The 13,629-nt window shown below is 44.3% G+C and carries 15 protein-coding genes and 1 other RNA gene; 7 read left to right on the forward strand and 9 right to left on the reverse strand.

Features of this window, described 5'->3' with window-relative positions:
• Nucleotides 1-42: 42 nt before the first annotated feature.
• The 5 genes from pyrF to cmk all read right to left on the reverse strand — a co-directional run bounded on the left by pyrF (nt 43) and on the right by cmk (nt 4,787).
• On the reverse strand, nt 43-738 hold the full coding sequence (pyrF, locus tag F463_RS0101340) for an orotidine-5'-phosphate decarboxylase (RefSeq protein ID WP_018985239.1): 696 nt from the start codon (nt 736-738) through the stop codon (nt 43-45).
• Between the two features lie 34 nt (nt 739-772).
• Nucleotides 773-2,005, reverse strand: a complete 1,233-nt coding sequence (lapB, locus tag F463_RS0101345; RefSeq protein ID WP_018985240.1) for a lipopolysaccharide assembly protein LapB — start codon at nt 2,003-2,005, stop codon at nt 773-775.
• Nucleotides 2,006-2,133: 128 nt separating this feature from the next.
• A complete protein-coding gene (locus F463_RS0101350; protein WP_018985241.1) occupies nt 2,134-2,421 on the reverse strand; it encodes an integration host factor subunit beta in 288 nt (95 codons plus the stop codon).
• Between the two features lie 14 nt (nt 2,422-2,435).
• On the reverse strand, nt 2,436-3,902 hold the full coding sequence (gene rpsA / locus F463_RS0101355; RefSeq protein WP_018985242.1) for a 30S ribosomal protein S1: 1,467 nt from the start codon (nt 3,900-3,902) through the stop codon (nt 2,436-2,438).
• A gap of 207 nt (nt 3,903-4,109) precedes the next feature.
• Complete coding sequence (gene cmk / locus F463_RS0101360) at nt 4,110-4,787, reverse strand: (d)CMP kinase (RefSeq protein ID WP_018985244.1); 678 nt, start codon at nt 4,785-4,787, stop codon at nt 4,110-4,112.
• A 92-nt stretch (nt 4,788-4,879) separates the two neighbouring features.
• Here cmk and F463_RS0101365 point away from each other — a divergent pair, with 92 nt between their 5' ends.
• Nucleotides 4,880-5,098: a DUF2061 domain-containing protein gene (locus F463_RS0101365; protein WP_026295202.1), complete on the forward strand. Its 219-nt coding sequence runs from the start codon at nt 4,880-4,882 to the stop codon at nt 5,096-5,098.
• A 5-nt stretch (nt 5,099-5,103) separates the two neighbouring features.
• On the opposite strand, the gene aroA is transcribed toward F463_RS0101365, so the two are convergent.
• Both aroA and F463_RS0101375 read right to left on the reverse strand, forming a co-directional pair.
• Nucleotides 5,104-6,384 (reverse strand): 3-phosphoshikimate 1-carboxyvinyltransferase, encoded by a 1,281-nt coding sequence (gene aroA / locus F463_RS0101370; protein WP_018985246.1) that lies wholly within the window; start codon nt 6,382-6,384, stop codon nt 5,104-5,106.
• Nucleotides 6,385-6,397: 13 nt separating this feature from the next.
• Nucleotides 6,398-7,288 carry a prephenate dehydrogenase gene (locus tag F463_RS0101375; RefSeq protein WP_026295203.1) on the reverse strand — a complete coding sequence of 297 codons (891 nt, stop codon included), beginning with the start codon at nt 7,286-7,288 and terminating at the stop codon, nt 6,398-6,400.
• Nucleotides 7,289-7,349: 61 nt separating this feature from the next.
• Here F463_RS0101375 and ssrA point away from each other — a divergent pair.
• Nucleotides 7,350-7,714, forward strand: a transfer-messenger RNA (tmRNA) gene (gene ssrA / locus F463_RS14675).
• Nucleotides 7,715-7,885: 171 nt separating this feature from the next.
• A complete protein-coding gene (locus F463_RS13980; RefSeq protein WP_018985248.1) occupies nt 7,886-8,914 on the forward strand; it encodes a phage/plasmid replication protein, II/X family in 1,029 nt (342 codons plus the stop codon).
• Between the two features lie 188 nt (nt 8,915-9,102).
• Here F463_RS13980 and F463_RS0101385 read toward each other — a convergent pair whose 3' ends face one another.
• Nucleotides 9,103-10,131: a coiled-coil domain-containing protein gene (locus tag F463_RS0101385; RefSeq protein WP_018985249.1), complete on the reverse strand. Its 1,029-nt coding sequence runs from the start codon at nt 10,129-10,131 to the stop codon at nt 9,103-9,105.
• Between the two features lie 88 nt (nt 10,132-10,219).
• Here F463_RS0101385 and F463_RS14560 point away from each other — a divergent pair, with 88 nt between their 5' ends.
• The 3 genes from F463_RS14560 to F463_RS13990 are packed head-to-tail and all read left to right on the forward strand — an operon-like array spanning nt 10,220 to nt 11,909.
• Nucleotides 10,220-10,612, forward strand: a complete 393-nt coding sequence (locus F463_RS14560; RefSeq protein WP_154650002.1) for a hypothetical protein — start codon at nt 10,220-10,222, stop codon at nt 10,610-10,612.
• Complete coding sequence (gene xisR / locus F463_RS0101395) at nt 10,609-10,788, forward strand: excisionase family protein (RefSeq protein WP_018985251.1); 180 nt, start codon at nt 10,609-10,611, stop codon at nt 10,786-10,788. The genes F463_RS14560 and xisR overlap by 4 nt, the downstream gene beginning before the upstream one ends.
• A complete protein-coding gene (locus tag F463_RS13990) occupies nt 10,767-11,909 on the forward strand; it encodes a tyrosine-type recombinase/integrase (protein ID WP_018985252.1) in 1,143 nt (380 codons plus the stop codon). Before xisR ends, F463_RS13990 begins: the two co-directional genes overlap by 22 nt.
• A 120-nt stretch (nt 11,910-12,029) precedes the next feature.
• Here the strand turns inward: F463_RS13990 and F463_RS0101405 are convergent, their stop codons facing one another.
• Nucleotides 12,030-12,401, reverse strand: coding sequence for a hypothetical protein (locus tag F463_RS0101405; protein WP_018985253.1), 372 nt, complete (start codon nt 12,399-12,401; stop codon nt 12,030-12,032).
• A 280-nt stretch (nt 12,402-12,681) separates the two neighbouring features.
• Here F463_RS0101405 and F463_RS0101410 point away from each other — a divergent pair, with 280 nt between their 5' ends.
• Entirely contained in the window at nt 12,682-13,614 is a 933-nt protein-coding gene (locus F463_RS0101410; RefSeq protein WP_018985254.1) for a DNA-binding protein, read from the forward strand.
• Nucleotides 13,615-13,629 lie beyond the last annotated feature (15 nt).

Below are 13,629 nucleotides of genomic sequence, written 5' to 3' on the forward strand. Positions count from 1 at the left end.
ATCCTGATAAAGGATTCGCACCCACCATTTTATTAAAATATGTTAAATATTTTTAATTATTGTGTTTATTGCAACAACTGGGTCTGCGGCCTGTGTAATGGGGCGGCCTATAACAAGGTAATGGGCTCCCAGCGACAACGCCTGTTCAGGTGTAACTATTCTGGTTTGATCATCCTGACTGGCATCTTGGGGGCGGATGCCAGGCGTGACCAGGCAAAAGTCATCACCTAAAGATTGCTTGAGCATGCTGGCCTCTTGTGCAGAGCAAACAACCCCGTTCAGGCCGGCTTGTTTAGTAAGGGTCGCTAGTGCCAAGACATGATCCTTTAACGAACGCTGAATACCCAGACTATGTAATGTGGCTTCATCCATACTAGTCAACACTGTAACTGCGATCAAAAGGGGAGCACGGTCGCCAAACACTTTATCCAGGCCTTCACGGGCAGCCTGCATCATAGGTAAGCCGCCGCTGGCATGCACATTCAGCATCCATACTCCCAAATTGGCAGCCGCCTGACAGGCTTTTGCGACAGTGTTAGGGATATCGTGGAACTTGAGATCCAGAAACACATCGTAGTCGCGCTTGACCAAAGATTCGACAAAAGCAGGGCCTGCTGCAGTGAAGAGTTCCTTGCCAACCTTGAGTTTGCAGAGTGAGGGCTCGAGGCGATCTACAAGCGCCATGGCAACGCTTGCATCGGCATAATCGAGGGCGACAATTATTTTGCTATCAGTCATATGAAGATTTAAAAGATGGATTGAATAGGGCGCATCACTTGCGTTTGAGTAATTTGATATCGCGAATGGTGGCCTCTGTAGGCTCTGGCGGCAGGGACTCCCAAGCATTACAGGCAGGGCATTGCCAGTGATATTGCTTGGCGCGGAAACCACACTGATCGCAATAATAAGCTGCACGGTCGCCAATCGCATTGCGAACAGTTTGCTGCATCAACTGAAGATCATGTTGAGCATCATCTTGCATGGCTCGCGCCTGTAATAACTGATCCAGTGATTTCAGGCTGGGTTTGCGGATGAGTTCGTTACGTGCAAGCTTTGCGGCCTTTTCAGCACCTTCTGTTTGCAGTGTGGCTTCATATAGTACCGACATGATGCTGCTGATCTGGTAGGTTTCCAGATATTCATGCAGCTGGTTTAAACCCTCGCTCAGTCCCTTGCCAATCTGATGACTGGTTTCAGCGTCACTTTCACCATACAGCAGTGAATAGCTTTTGAGCATTTTCTGTGCAACCAGACCTAAATGTTCTGGAGATTGCATTTCAATACGCTTCCAGAAAGCAATCGCGTCACTATGATGGCCTTGTTGCGCCGCAATATCACCAAGCAATACATTGGCACGCACACAATTTTTATTCGCATCTAGCGCTTGTTCCAGTTGGGCTTTAGCGTGTTTCCAATCCTGACTGATCATGGCATTGACCGCTAACTCGCAATAATACTGTGCAACCTCTTTACGGAAAGAAATGCCGGATGAGCGCTCTAACTCGATGGCAATCGCAATGGCTTGCGACCACTCCCGTTCCTTCACGTAGATTTCAAGCAGGTGGCGCAGGGCGGCCTGCTCATAACGCGTATGGCGCAAGGTTAGGAACAACTCTTCAGCTCTATCATATAGCCCGGCCTTGAAGTAATCTTGGGCCAGCTCTACCTTGATAGACGTTGATTGCTGTTCAGTCAGCTCATAGTTTTCCAAAAGATTCATGTGCAGGTGAATTGCACGGTCAGTTTCACCTGTGCGGCGGAAGAGGCTACCAAGCACAAAATGCAGCTCCAGGGAATCTTTATTCAGGTAAAGTGCTTCACTAAACGCATCCACCGCTTTGTGATATTGATCTGCAATCAATAGATTCAGCCCTTTGAAATAAGTGGCTGGCAGGGAGGTTGACTCGGCAATCAGTTGCTTGATATCCACGCGGGCTGCAATCCAGCCCAAAGTAAAAAAGAGTGGCAAAATCAATAGCCACCAGTATTCAAATTCAACCAGCATAGGAGGTCTCTTTTCAGAACAGGCCTTATTTTACCCAAGCCGCTAAGGATGCGCCATGTATATACAAATGACAGGTAAAAAAAACGGTATCCGAAGATACCGTTTTTTTGACTGTTAATCACAGAAAATTAAGATTCGATAGCATCTACGCGGTCACGCAGCTCTTTACCAGCCTTAAAGTGAGGGACATATTTAGCCGGAACTTGCACCTTAGTGCCTGTTTTCGGGTTACGTCCCAAACGGGGCGGGCGGTAATTGAGGCTGAAGCTGCCAAAACCGCGTATTTCGATACGCTCGCCTGTGGCCAGGTTTTCCGTCATTGCATCCAGGATGGTTTTGACGGATAACTCGGCATCTTTCAGCACTAATTGCGGAAAGCGCTGGGCAAGCAGGTCTATCAGTTCAGATCGTGTCATGATCTAAAGCCTTCTTATTTTTTGCTGTCCAGTTTGGCTTTCAACAAAGCACCCAGGTTAGTTGTCCCTGCAGAAGCTTCGTCAATCATCACATCATCAGCTTTGGCTTTCTTGGCTTTTGGTTTGCCACCTTTGTCTTCGCCGATTGGTGCGCTGTTGCCACTTGGGTCTTCAGTCAACTGTTTAACGCCCAGGGAGATGCGCTCTTTTTCCACGTCAATGCCCAGGATAACGGCTTGCAGTTCGTCACCTTTTTTGAAGTTACGGATCGCTTCTTCGCCAGACTGTGTCCATGACAGGTCGGACAAGTGGACCAGGCCATCAATGCCACCTGGCAAGCCAATGAACACGCCAAAGTCAGTGATAGACTTGATCTGGCCGGACACTTTGTCGCCTTTAGCGTGAGTCGCAGCGAAATCATCCCATGGATTTGGTTTGCACTGTTTCATGCCAAGTGACAGACGACGACGGTCTTCGTCGATTTCCAGAATCATCACTTCAACTTCGTCGCCCAGCTGAGCGATTTTGCCTGGGTGGATGTTCTTGTTGGTCCAGTCCATTTCAGACACGTGTACCAAACCTTCGATACCTGGTTCTACTTCAACAAACGCGCCGTAGTCAGTCAGGTTAGACACTTTACCGAACAGGCGTGTGCCTACTGGGTAACGGCGGCTCAATGCCACCCATGGGTCGTCGCCCAATTGTTTGATGCCCAGGGAAACACGGTTTTTCTCTTGATCGAATTTCAGGATTTTGGCTTCAACTTCTTCACCAACGGTCAGAACTTCAGATGGGTGCTTCACACGGCGCCATGCCAGGTCAGTGATGTGCAGCAGGCCATCGATACCACCCAGATCAACGAACGCGCCGTAGTCAGTGATGTTTTTAACGATACCTTTGATCACTGCGCCTTCTGTCAGGCTGCCCAGCAATGCTTCACGGTCGGCACCCAGAGTGTCTTCCATAACGGCACGGCGAGAAACAACGATGTTGTTACGCTTACGATCCAGTTTGATGACTTTGAAGTCCCATTCTTTGTTTTCGTAAGGTGTCGTATCTTTTACGGGGCGAATATCAACCAGTGAGCCTGGTAAGAATGCCATGATGCCGCTCACGGATACGCGCAAACCACCTTTAACGCGGCTGCTTACAAAGCCTTTAACTACGCGGCCTTCGTTCATGGCTTCTTCCAGATCCAGCCATGCTTGCATTTTCTTCGCTTTTTCGCGAGACAGTTGTGTAGAACCAAAACCATCTTCCAGTTTTTCAATCGCTACTTTAACGAAGTCGCCAACAGCAACTTCCAGCTCGCCTTGAGCATTTTTAAATTCGCTAGCGTTGATCACGCTCTCGGATTTCAGGCCAGCGTTCACGATAACGAAATCATTGTCTACAGATACTACTTCGGCGGTGATTACTTCACCTGCGCGCATTTCCTGGCGGGCCAGGCTTTCTTCGAAGAGGGCTGCAAAAGATTCCATGGAGGAGGATGAATTAGAAATAGAAGCCATTAAAAAATTGTCCAATTTTACTCGCATGAATGACAGGCATCTTTCAGCGAGCCATTGCCACGCAAACGCGCAAACAATGGAAAAGGTTTAAAAAATATTGCCCAAGCGTGACTTGAGCAATCCGAATCCAAAACTATACACAAAAAAATTATTGAGTTCAATGACTTATGCAAATTTTTATGCGTTTTGTCCGGCTTTTTTAAAGGCCTCGATAATGATGTTGACGGCTTGCTCGATATTCTTGTCCGTCGTATCCAGCAAAATAGCATCAGGTAATTGCTTTAGCGGTGCGACTGCACGCTGACTGTCCCTGAGGTCGCGCTGTTGCAAATCTTGCAAAATGTGCTCATAGCTGGCTGCTTCACCACGTTGCAAAAGCTGGTCGTAGCGACGTTTGGCACGCGTTTCTACCGCAGCCGTCAGAAATACTTTCAAACCGGCATCCGGGAAAATCACCGAGCCAATATCACGGCCGTCACCGACCACTCCCGGTGCTTTTCTAAAGTTGCGCTGCGTCTGCAGCAGAGCTGTACGCACTTCGGGATGCACGGCAACTTCTGAGGCACCTTTACCCATTTGTTCAGTCCGTATCTCAGCACTGACTAGCTGGTTATCAAGATAAGTCTCGCCACTTTCAAACCTGATATTGAGCCTGGCTGCTATTTCAGCCAAGGCTTTAGCGTCAGACCAGGGCACCTGCTGTTTGTAAGCGGCAAATGCCAGTAACCGGTAGATAGCACCCGAGTCAAGGTAATGAAAGCCAAAGTGTTTAGCCACACGTTCTGCCACGCTGCCTTTACCGGAGGCAGATGGTCCATCAATGGCAATCACAGGAGGAAGTAAGGATTCTGTCATAAATTTTATTTATCAATCACTTAAAAACAATGAATTGGATTTTGATTTTTGGGTTTTATATGATTATGGCATCGTTAGTCAAGGAGCAAATTATGATTAAAACCATCTCATTTGCCATGCTGCATTTCAGCGTTGCTTTTAGTATTGCCTACCTGTTTACCGGCAGCATTCTTGTCGGTGGCCTGATGGCACTGGTAGAGCCGGCTTGTAACACTGTGGTATTTTACTTTCATGAACGTGCCTGGCAACGCCACCAACACGGCGCAGCGTCAACAGAGCCAGATGAACATGAATGGGCCTATGCAGCCTGATGAGGCTAGCGGGCAATACTGGCGAATACATTAAAGTAATCTGGAAACGTTTTGCCTACGCACTTTGGATCGTTAATCGTAATCGGCACACCTGCCAGGCTAATCAGCGAAAAGCACATGGCCATGCGGTGATCATCATAGGTGTCGATCACTGCATTAGGCGTGAGCTGCGCTGGCGGAGTCACCTGAATAAAATCTGCGCCTTCAACCACGGTTGCCCCCACTTTGCGTAACTCTGTGGCCATGGCGGCAATGCGGTCGGTTTCTTTGACACGCCAACTGGCAATATTGCGCAAGGTGGTTGTGCCTTCAGCAAACATCGCCATGACGCCCAATGTCATCGCCGCATCCGGAATATGGTTACAGTCTAGGTCAATTGCTTTTAAAGCAGCAGTTTTCTCTGCACGTACATGGTTCTCACCATAGCTGATACGACCACCCATCAAATTGGCCGCTTCCGCAAAACGGATATCGCCCTGGATACTTCTTTCACCAACGCCCTTAACAGTGACATCCCCAGCCAGGATACCGGCGGCAATAAAGTAAGAAGCGCTTGAAGCATCACCCTCTACATAGATTTCGCCTGGTGATTGGTAGCGGACTGCGGCGGGGATATAAAAGCGCTGCCAGCCCTCTCGTTTAACGCTGACACCAAAGCGTTGCATTAGGTTAAGTGTGATTTCGATATAAGGCTTGGAGATTAATTCGCCCACCACCTCTATGGTAGCGGCTTGCCCAGTGAGCGGTAACGCCATTAATAATGCAGTCAGGAACTGGCTGGAAACATCTCCCCGGATTTGAATGGGCTGACTGACATTCAGTTTGGCCGGGGAAATTTGCAGGGGAGGGTAGCCAGGATTACCCAGATAATCAATCTGTGCACCCACTTGTTTTAAAGCATCTACCAGATCGCCAATCGGGCGCTCGTGCATACGGGGGACCCCATGCAAATGGTATTCGCCTTCAGAAAACGCAAGGGCCGCAGTCAATGGCCTGAATGCTGTCCCAGCATTGCCCAAAAAAAGATCCGCCTGCTTATTGGGGAAATTGCCGCCACAACCTGTCACCCGCCAGGCATTTTCGCCAATATTCTCAAGTTGCAAACCTAATGAAGTCAGAGCCTCCAACATCCTTGCCGTGTCATCAGAAGCAAGCAAGTCGCGAATAATTGTGACGCCGTCGGCCAACGCTGCAAGTAATAAAGTGCGGTTTGAGATACTTTTAGACCCAGGCAGGGTGATGGTGCCTTGAGCTTGATGTGCAGCTGGTAAATGCAGTTGTTCCATAACGGTGTGCTAATTATTGAATTTTAGTTTTTGCCCAATCGTTGCGGGCACGGCTGGCATGTTCAAATAGGGCTTGCAACCCATCGGCATCTGCCTTTTCAAGCAGGGCTGTCATTTCACTCAAGGCCTGCTGGTAAAGTTTGAGTTCGCCTAGCAGAGCCGTTTTGTTAGCGAGAGCAATGTCTCGCCACATTTCAGGATGACTGCCAGCAATGCGCGTAAAATCTCTGAAACCACTGGCGGCAAACTTAAACAGCAATTCGGCATTGTCTCGTTTAGCCAGGTCCTCTACCAAGGCAAATGCCAGTAAATGGGGCAAATGGCTAACCGCAGCAAACACGTTATCATGCTCCTGAGGGCTCATCCTGGACACCACAGCACCACATTGTTGCCAAAGTGCGGTGACTTTGTCTATCGCTGTTGATTGTGTATCTGCGTCCGGCGTCAGGATTACATTTTTGCCGATATATAAATCAGCCATGGCCGCAGCAGGGCCGCTTTTTTCAGCACCGGCAATCGGGTGACCTCCGACGAACTGGTCAAACTTGTCACCTAACTCGGCTTTTGCATAAGCCATCACATCCGATTTTGTGCTGCCAGCATCAGTAATAATCGTCGCTGCATTTAAATGCGGGCGAATCGAACGTAAAATTGCAGGCGTTTGCGCTACGGGGGCGGCGATGAGTACCAGGTCGGCATCTTGCATTGCATGGGCAACGTCTGTTTCAGCGACATCAATCAAACCCAGTTTCAGCGCTTCTTGCAGGCTTTGACCAGATCGGCCAACACCTACCACTTGAGGGATATGTGCCTGTTTTTTCAGTGAGAGAGCAACTGATCCCCCGATTAAACCTACCCCAAAAATCACAATTTTTTTGAACATAGTCGAATTGTACCATGTCATAGAAATGCACTCTTAAGTTTGGCTCCCCAAGCTTTAAGGCGTATAATCGCAAGATTGCATTGGGGCTGACCCGGTTTCGACGTGGGTTGCAAAGCAGTGCAGGGCATACCGAGGATTCAGGTTCCCTCGTAAATCCATCTGAACAAGTATAGTCGCAAACGACGAAACTTACGCTCTGGCTGCTTAATCCAGCCGGACGCTGCACCGAAGAGCCTCTCGGTCGGGCCGGGTAACCGGCAGCAGCGTCATTTAGAGAGGATCGTGTCTTACCGGGTTGCTTGGTAAGGCATTAAATCCAAGGCAACTCGCTAGTCATCTGCTTGCTCGTTGGTGGGTGCCTGGTTAAATATAAACAACACAGCTAAGTATGTAGAACTGTCTGTGGAGGGCTTGCGGACGGGGGTTCAATTCCCCCCAGCTCCACCAAAGTGATGTTTTCTGGAGACCACTCCAGACCAAATAAAACCATTTATAAACAATGGGTTGTTGAGCGTAATATAAAAGACCATTCCGTTTGGAATGGTCTTTTTTTGTCTCCGTTTGGGCACAAATTGGTCACATTTAGTCACAATTTGGTCACAAGAATTGGTGGCCGAAATGATTGACTGGATTACTGCAATCATCCCTTGTCATCATGATGACATGATTGTTGGTGGTCGTGTCGCCTCAACAAACAATTATGGTGAAATTGAGTGGCTGGTACATAAAAAACAGCAAGTCCGTGGTTCTCATGAAGCCTCACTGAACATTAAATCCATAGATAATAAAAACATCCTTATAGATGGAAACATTGTAAAGTGGCTCCAAGGACATAACCTGTTTGGTACCGATGACCTGATTGGCCTTGTTTACACGGCAATGCTTCGTTTAGTAGGCTTATTTAATCTTTCACCCAGCACCGAAGATATTGAAATTTGGAAAACTGGCCATTACAGGCTTTCAAGAGTTGATTGCACCGCAATGTGGGAGTTGCCTAAACGTCATGATGTAAGAGCATGGCTACGAGCGGCCGAGATGCAGTCCAAAAGCCGGCATGGCCGCCCAATCATGACAGGTAGTACTTTGTATTTCGGAAAAAACTCAAGACGTTGGTCGGTCAAGTTTTATTCAAAAGGTGATGAATTAGACGCGAGAAAACATAAACTCCCTGATGAAATAGATCAACGTGACAATCTATATGATTGGGCTGATAATAAGCTACGTGGTGAACTGACGCTCAGAAGCCTTCAATTGAAAGAAAAGCAGCTCAGTGTTGCTGCACAATGGAAAACTTCAACTCCAGTTGAACAGCTATTAGCTTATATCCAAAGTTTAAATATGTCTGAACAGTTCAATATATCTGCCGTGGATTTAGAGGGGCTTCCAGCTAGGTTAATCGCTGTTTACAAACTTTGGAAAGAAGGCGAAGATCTTCGTGCTTTGTACCCCAGAGCATCTTTTTATCGTTATCGTACCGAGTTTTTGAAACGCGGAATTGATATTGCAATCAGGCAGCCATCAAAACCGGATAATGTTATTCCTCTTGTGAGGGTTTTACGCCCTGAAGCAATCGTACAAGTTCCTGAGTGGGCTATTGGAACATCACTATATTTCGAACCCGAGCGACGGAAAACCTCTACAGACTAGGCGGTTTATCATCATGACTGCTTGTAAAGCTGGACGCGACACCGCGGCGCGACGGGTACCTGCTTTTGAGGACGGACGCGTTAGCGCCCGCCCGCCAAAAGTAGGGGAGAGCGCGCATCCAGCGCCCCTCGATGCTTAAAGTGCAGTGTCTGTAATACTGCACTTTTGTCTCAATCTGATACAAATTATTAATTTCTGAATCTTTGCACAATTTCTTTTAATGTTGTTGCTTCGACTCTAGTAAGGTTAGCGTCGTATGCCTTTTCTTTACATTTACTTGAAAGATGCACATTTAAGCTATCTGAATATGCTAAATCGCTTGAAAAAAGCTTTTTCAAAACGACTTCGAAATTAATTGATTTAATATTTAAAAATTCCTGTAGCTTTTGCTTTGATGCAGCTCCATCTTGCGACAAGAGATATGTGATTACCTTCAATTCATCAAATTTAATGTTGTTCGACTCTTTAAATTGTTTTAGATTTTTAAAAAAATCAATGTACTCTCTTGGCAATCCATCTGTTTTTACACCTAATTCCATTATAAATTTATCGATATCAAGAATCATTTGTTTATTATCCAAATTATCTCGCAACATCTCGACATTTAATTTTTGATGTTGGCCAATTAAGGTATCTTGTTCAGATATCCTTTTCATTTTTTCATCAAGCTCTTTTTTCAAAGCTAAATTATCTTCTTTCAATTTTGATAACTCTTGGATAATTGTTTTTTCCTTATCAATAAGTTGATTAATTTCCAGTTCTAATGACTTCTCTCTCTCTTTTAGAGTTTTGTTTGCGTTTTGAAGTCTTTCTAACTCAGTCTCATAGGTTTTTTCTGCTAAGTAATAACTTTTCTTTAGGTTTTGATAATCTTCTTGAGTTATTGGAGTTGTATCCTCTATTTTTATTTGTTCTCTCTTTGTTATTTTGAGCTGATTACTCCAGTAAATGAATGTCCATCTTGCAATAAGTGGATATAAACCAATAAAAACCAACGAAGATAAAAATGGATAAATTAATCCCTGTAAAAAGTAATCATAATTAGTTTTATAAAGTCTTTTAACCATTTCAATTTTTTTATCGAAATCACCTTTTCCAAAAATTAAGATTACTGTTGAAATGTTCCATGAAATCCATGAAAAACAGAAAGTAGTAATTAGTGGACTTTTTAATCGATCATAAACTTGAAATTTCAAATCTTTTATAAAATCTTCCATATGCAATCTCTTTTTTTATTTAATGCTTGACTAAAATTTTAAATATAATTTATTATGAATTTCAATTAACATTTTTAAAAAATTTAATATGAAATCTTCTGATTTGCATAATGTCTGGAGTTCTCCTGACAATTCAAGAGTAACTTCGAAACAATACTCTTTCAGATTGCCTGTTCATGTGGCTGCCAAATTAGCAGCTTTATGCGAGATGTATCCACACAAAACGCGTACTGAGATTGTAGGCGATTTGCTGTCAACATCTATAGAGGATGTTATTAAAAGTATACCTGTCTACGAGGGTGAAATTGTTCATATTTTGCCCGATGGCGAAGAGATAAGAGACGAAATTGGCCCTCGAGTAGATTTTTGGCAATTAGCAGATAAACATTATCAGGCCCTTGAGAAAGAAATGGGTAATGAAAACCCACCTTCAATTTTTGATGCGTTGAAATACCCATTACGCAAAGATGTTGACGAATGATTAAGTGGGTTTTAATTAATATTGTCGTTGCATCTATTGGCTATACAGATGATGCTATACGCGCAAAAATTAAAAAGGGTGTTTGGCTTAATGGCATACATTGGCGTAAAGCACCCGATGGCAGAATAGTCTTTAATCTTGAGGCGATTCAAAAATGGATAGAGGGCAAGGCGTAAAAGCACGTGGCAGAAGTATACAAATCGACTTTTACTATTTAGGTAAACGTTGCCGTGAAACTTTGAAACTTGCGCCAACCAAAGCAAATTTAATATTTGCTGATCGCTTAAAATCAACAATTCTGCACGAAATCGCAATTGGCACGTTCTCTTATCAAAATCACTTTCCTAACAGTAAAAATGCCGCGCTGGGTTTAAAGCTCAGTAATCAGACCGTCTCTCAAGCTCTAGATGACTACATTCAGTCAGCAAAGCGAACTTGTGAAATAAGTACATGGAAAAATTACCGCAGCGCAATTGAACATCATCTGAAACCAGCTTTTGGTGACATCAGGCTAGTTGACTTAACAACCTCCAAAATTAAAAGCTGGATAGGTGGGCTATCCATAAGCAATAAACGCATTAATAACGTACTAATTCCCTTACGGACGATTATGAACGATGCATTTGCGGATGGGCTGATTGAAAGGAACCCAATACAGCGAGTTGGTAATTTATCTGTCAGGTTTGATGAGCCACAACCTTTTACTCCCGCCGAGATTTATGAGATTTCAAAAGTATTGCCTCAGCAAGGAAAGAACTTAATTCAATTCGCATGTTGGACAGGCCTCAGAACATCAGAGCTGATCGCGTTAGAGTGGTCAGACATTGACTGGAAAGCGGGCTTGGTTCGAGTGAGAAGGGCATGTGTTAATAAACACGTAAAACAACCCAAAACAAAATCAGGTGAACGCGATGTTAAGTTGTTTCCACCAGCGCTTGAAGCACTCCAAGACCAGAAACAGTTTACTTATCTTGCAGGAAAAGAGGTTTTTCATAATCCCAGAACCAATTCTCCCTGGGAAACTGATGCACAGATTCGTAAAACAATGTGGCAGCCCGCATTGAAGCGGGCAGGGGTGCAGTATAGAAACCCATATCAAACCCGCCATACATATGCCAGCACCCTTCTCTCCGCTGGAGAAAATCCGTTATGGGTTGCCCAGCAAATGGGCCACAAGGATTGGGGCATGATTCGTAAAAGATATGGCCGCTGGATTCCAGAAGTAGACAGTTCAGCCGGAGGTAAGGTTATGCAGTTTTGGTCACAAATTAGTCACAAGGATATTACAAGTGTTTGATTTAATTAATTTCACCGAAAGTTCAATTCCCCCAGCCCACCAAAAAACAAAAGACCACTTCATTATTGAGGTGGTCTTTTTTTATCTGCTTTTATTTTTATCTGCTTTTATATGTGCAGACTATCGGTATAACTTTTTTAATCCAATACAGAATCTGCGTTTCGTGATCATATTCATTTGGTCAAAAATCATATTTTTCCATAAGAATTTTGCTTTGATCACCTCTACATCTGACGCAGTTACCCGTTGCAAACGGGATGCTTTTCGGTGACGCCTTCTAAACTCGGCAAACGCACAGCATTTAATTTTTTCAAGCTTACTCACTGGCGCAGCGAGATTACCAGACATCCAGCGATGAAAAATGGCAGGTTTAGCGTTTACCAACCTGACAGCTTGATGTGGTGTCAATGTCCCCAAATAGTCGCCAATTTTCAGGCTCCATTTCAATGAGTGTTGCGTATATAGTTTTTTGTATTTTCTTTTATTTTTCATCTTTTTCCTCTCCTGATATGACAAATTTCCACTGCGTTTAAAATGTTAACACATGGCAAAAATATGTTAATCATCCTGTGGCAACATCTATAGATGTGCGTAATAAAAAATCTCTCCAGTCAAAATTAAAATATAAAAATCAGGTAGTTAACTTGTTGCAAAAACACGAGTAGATTGCTTTCAATACAAAATTTGGTTATTAGAAAATCAATATACGCAATTTTTTGCAAACTAAATGCATCAGGCTTTTGTCACAAAAACTTAAGCAATCCCAGAATTGATGAAGATGATGAGCTTGACGCATACCGACGAAATTAAACTGGTCCAAGATGTAGAGAATTTACGCGTTCAATTTCCCCAAACAAAAGAGCTATACCGTGAAGTCTGCCGTTTAATGTTTTTTAGATATGGCATTCAACCCACTGCAAATAAGTTATATCAACTGGTACGCAAAGGAACGATGGCAACGCCGACCCAGGCAGTCAATAGTTTCTGGTCAGAACTCAGGGAAAAAAGACGCGTAGATATTGAGCAGCCAGGCTTACCAGAATCATTACGTGAATTTGCGGGGGAAGCACTCAGCACGTTATGGAAAGGCGCATTGGAAGTTGCCAAGCAAAATTATCAAACTAACCAATTTGAAATCGATGGCAAGCAACACACGAACAAGCATGAGCTGGAACAATACAAATCCCAATTAAAGCATCTTGAGGAGCGTTATGCGCTACAGCAACGAGAACTTGAGCATGCAAAAAAACAGCTGCAAGAAGATGAAAAAAGAAGACTGATTGATAGTCAGCTACTAGCGACACAAAAAGAAACCGTCGTCACTTTGCAAAACGAGAAAGCAACGCTGGAGACCTCCCTCAAGAGCATGAGCCATGAGTACACTGCAAAAATACATAAATTGCATGCTGCAATGAAATTGGCCGATGACCGCTATAAGAAGCTTGAATCAAAATCAGTCATGGAACTTGATCGAGAGCGGCAGCGGGTTTATAAATTAGAATCCGAAATCGCCGAGCTTAAAAAGGCATTGTTAAAAGAGCATGCTGCCACCAAAAGTCAAACGGCCAAGAATCAAAAGTTGGTCAACGAACTACGCGAAAACATAAGCCTGATTAAGGGCCAGTTAAAAGATTCCCAAAGGCAACAACTGGTGGCATCCAATAAGCTAAAACAGATTGAAAGAAAAAAACCTCTTTTAAAATAAAGAGGCGGAATAATG

It is taken from the genome of Methylophilus methylotrophus DSM 46235 = ATCC 53528 (assembly GCF_000378225.1).
In the GTDB taxonomy this organism is placed as follows: domain Bacteria; phylum Pseudomonadota; class Gammaproteobacteria; order Burkholderiales; family Methylophilaceae; genus Methylophilus; species Methylophilus methylotrophus.

What these genes read in the sequence shown, in the direction of transcription:
- pyrF (WP_018985239.1), bottom strand. Translation starts at nt 738, where the DNA reads ATGACTGATAGCAAAATAATTGTCGCCCTCGATTATGCCGATGCAAGC.
- lapB (WP_018985240.1), bottom strand. Translation starts at nt 2,005, where the DNA reads ATGCTGGTTGAATTTGAATACTGGTGGCTATTGATTTTGCCACTCTTT.
- F463_RS0101350 (WP_018985241.1), bottom strand. Translation starts at nt 2,421, where the DNA reads ATGACACGATCTGAACTGATAGACCTGCTTGCCCAGCGCTTTCCGCAA.
- rpsA (WP_018985242.1), bottom strand. Translation starts at nt 3,902, where the DNA reads ATGGAATCTTTTGCAGCCCTCTTCGAAGAAAGCCTGGCCCGCCAGGAA.
- cmk (WP_018985244.1), bottom strand. Translation starts at nt 4,787, where the DNA reads ATGACAGAATCCTTACTTCCTCCTGTGATTGCCATTGATGGACCATCT.
- F463_RS0101365 (WP_026295202.1), top strand. Translation starts at nt 4,880, where the DNA reads ATGATTAAAACCATCTCATTTGCCATGCTGCATTTCAGCGTTGCTTTT.
- aroA (WP_018985246.1), bottom strand. Translation starts at nt 6,384, where the DNA reads ATGGAACAACTGCATTTACCAGCTGCACATCAAGCTCAAGGCACCATC.
- F463_RS0101375 (WP_026295203.1), bottom strand. Translation starts at nt 7,288, where the DNA reads ATGACATGGTACAATTCGACTATGTTCAAAAAAATTGTGATTTTTGGG.
- F463_RS13980 (WP_018985248.1), top strand. Translation starts at nt 7,886, where the DNA reads ATGATTGACTGGATTACTGCAATCATCCCTTGTCATCATGATGACATG.
- F463_RS0101385 (WP_018985249.1), bottom strand. Translation starts at nt 10,131, where the DNA reads ATGGAAGATTTTATAAAAGATTTGAAATTTCAAGTTTATGATCGATTA.
- F463_RS14560 (WP_154650002.1), top strand. Translation starts at nt 10,220, where the DNA reads ATGAAATCTTCTGATTTGCATAATGTCTGGAGTTCTCCTGACAATTCA.
- xisR (WP_018985251.1), top strand. Translation starts at nt 10,609, where the DNA reads ATGATTAAGTGGGTTTTAATTAATATTGTCGTTGCATCTATTGGCTAT.
- F463_RS13990 (WP_018985252.1), top strand. Translation starts at nt 10,767, where the DNA reads ATGGATAGAGGGCAAGGCGTAAAAGCACGTGGCAGAAGTATACAAATC.
- F463_RS0101405 (WP_018985253.1), bottom strand. Translation starts at nt 12,401, where the DNA reads ATGAAAAATAAAAGAAAATACAAAAAACTATATACGCAACACTCATTG.
- F463_RS0101410 (WP_018985254.1), top strand. Translation starts at nt 12,682, where the DNA reads ATGAAGATGATGAGCTTGACGCATACCGACGAAATTAAACTGGTCCAA.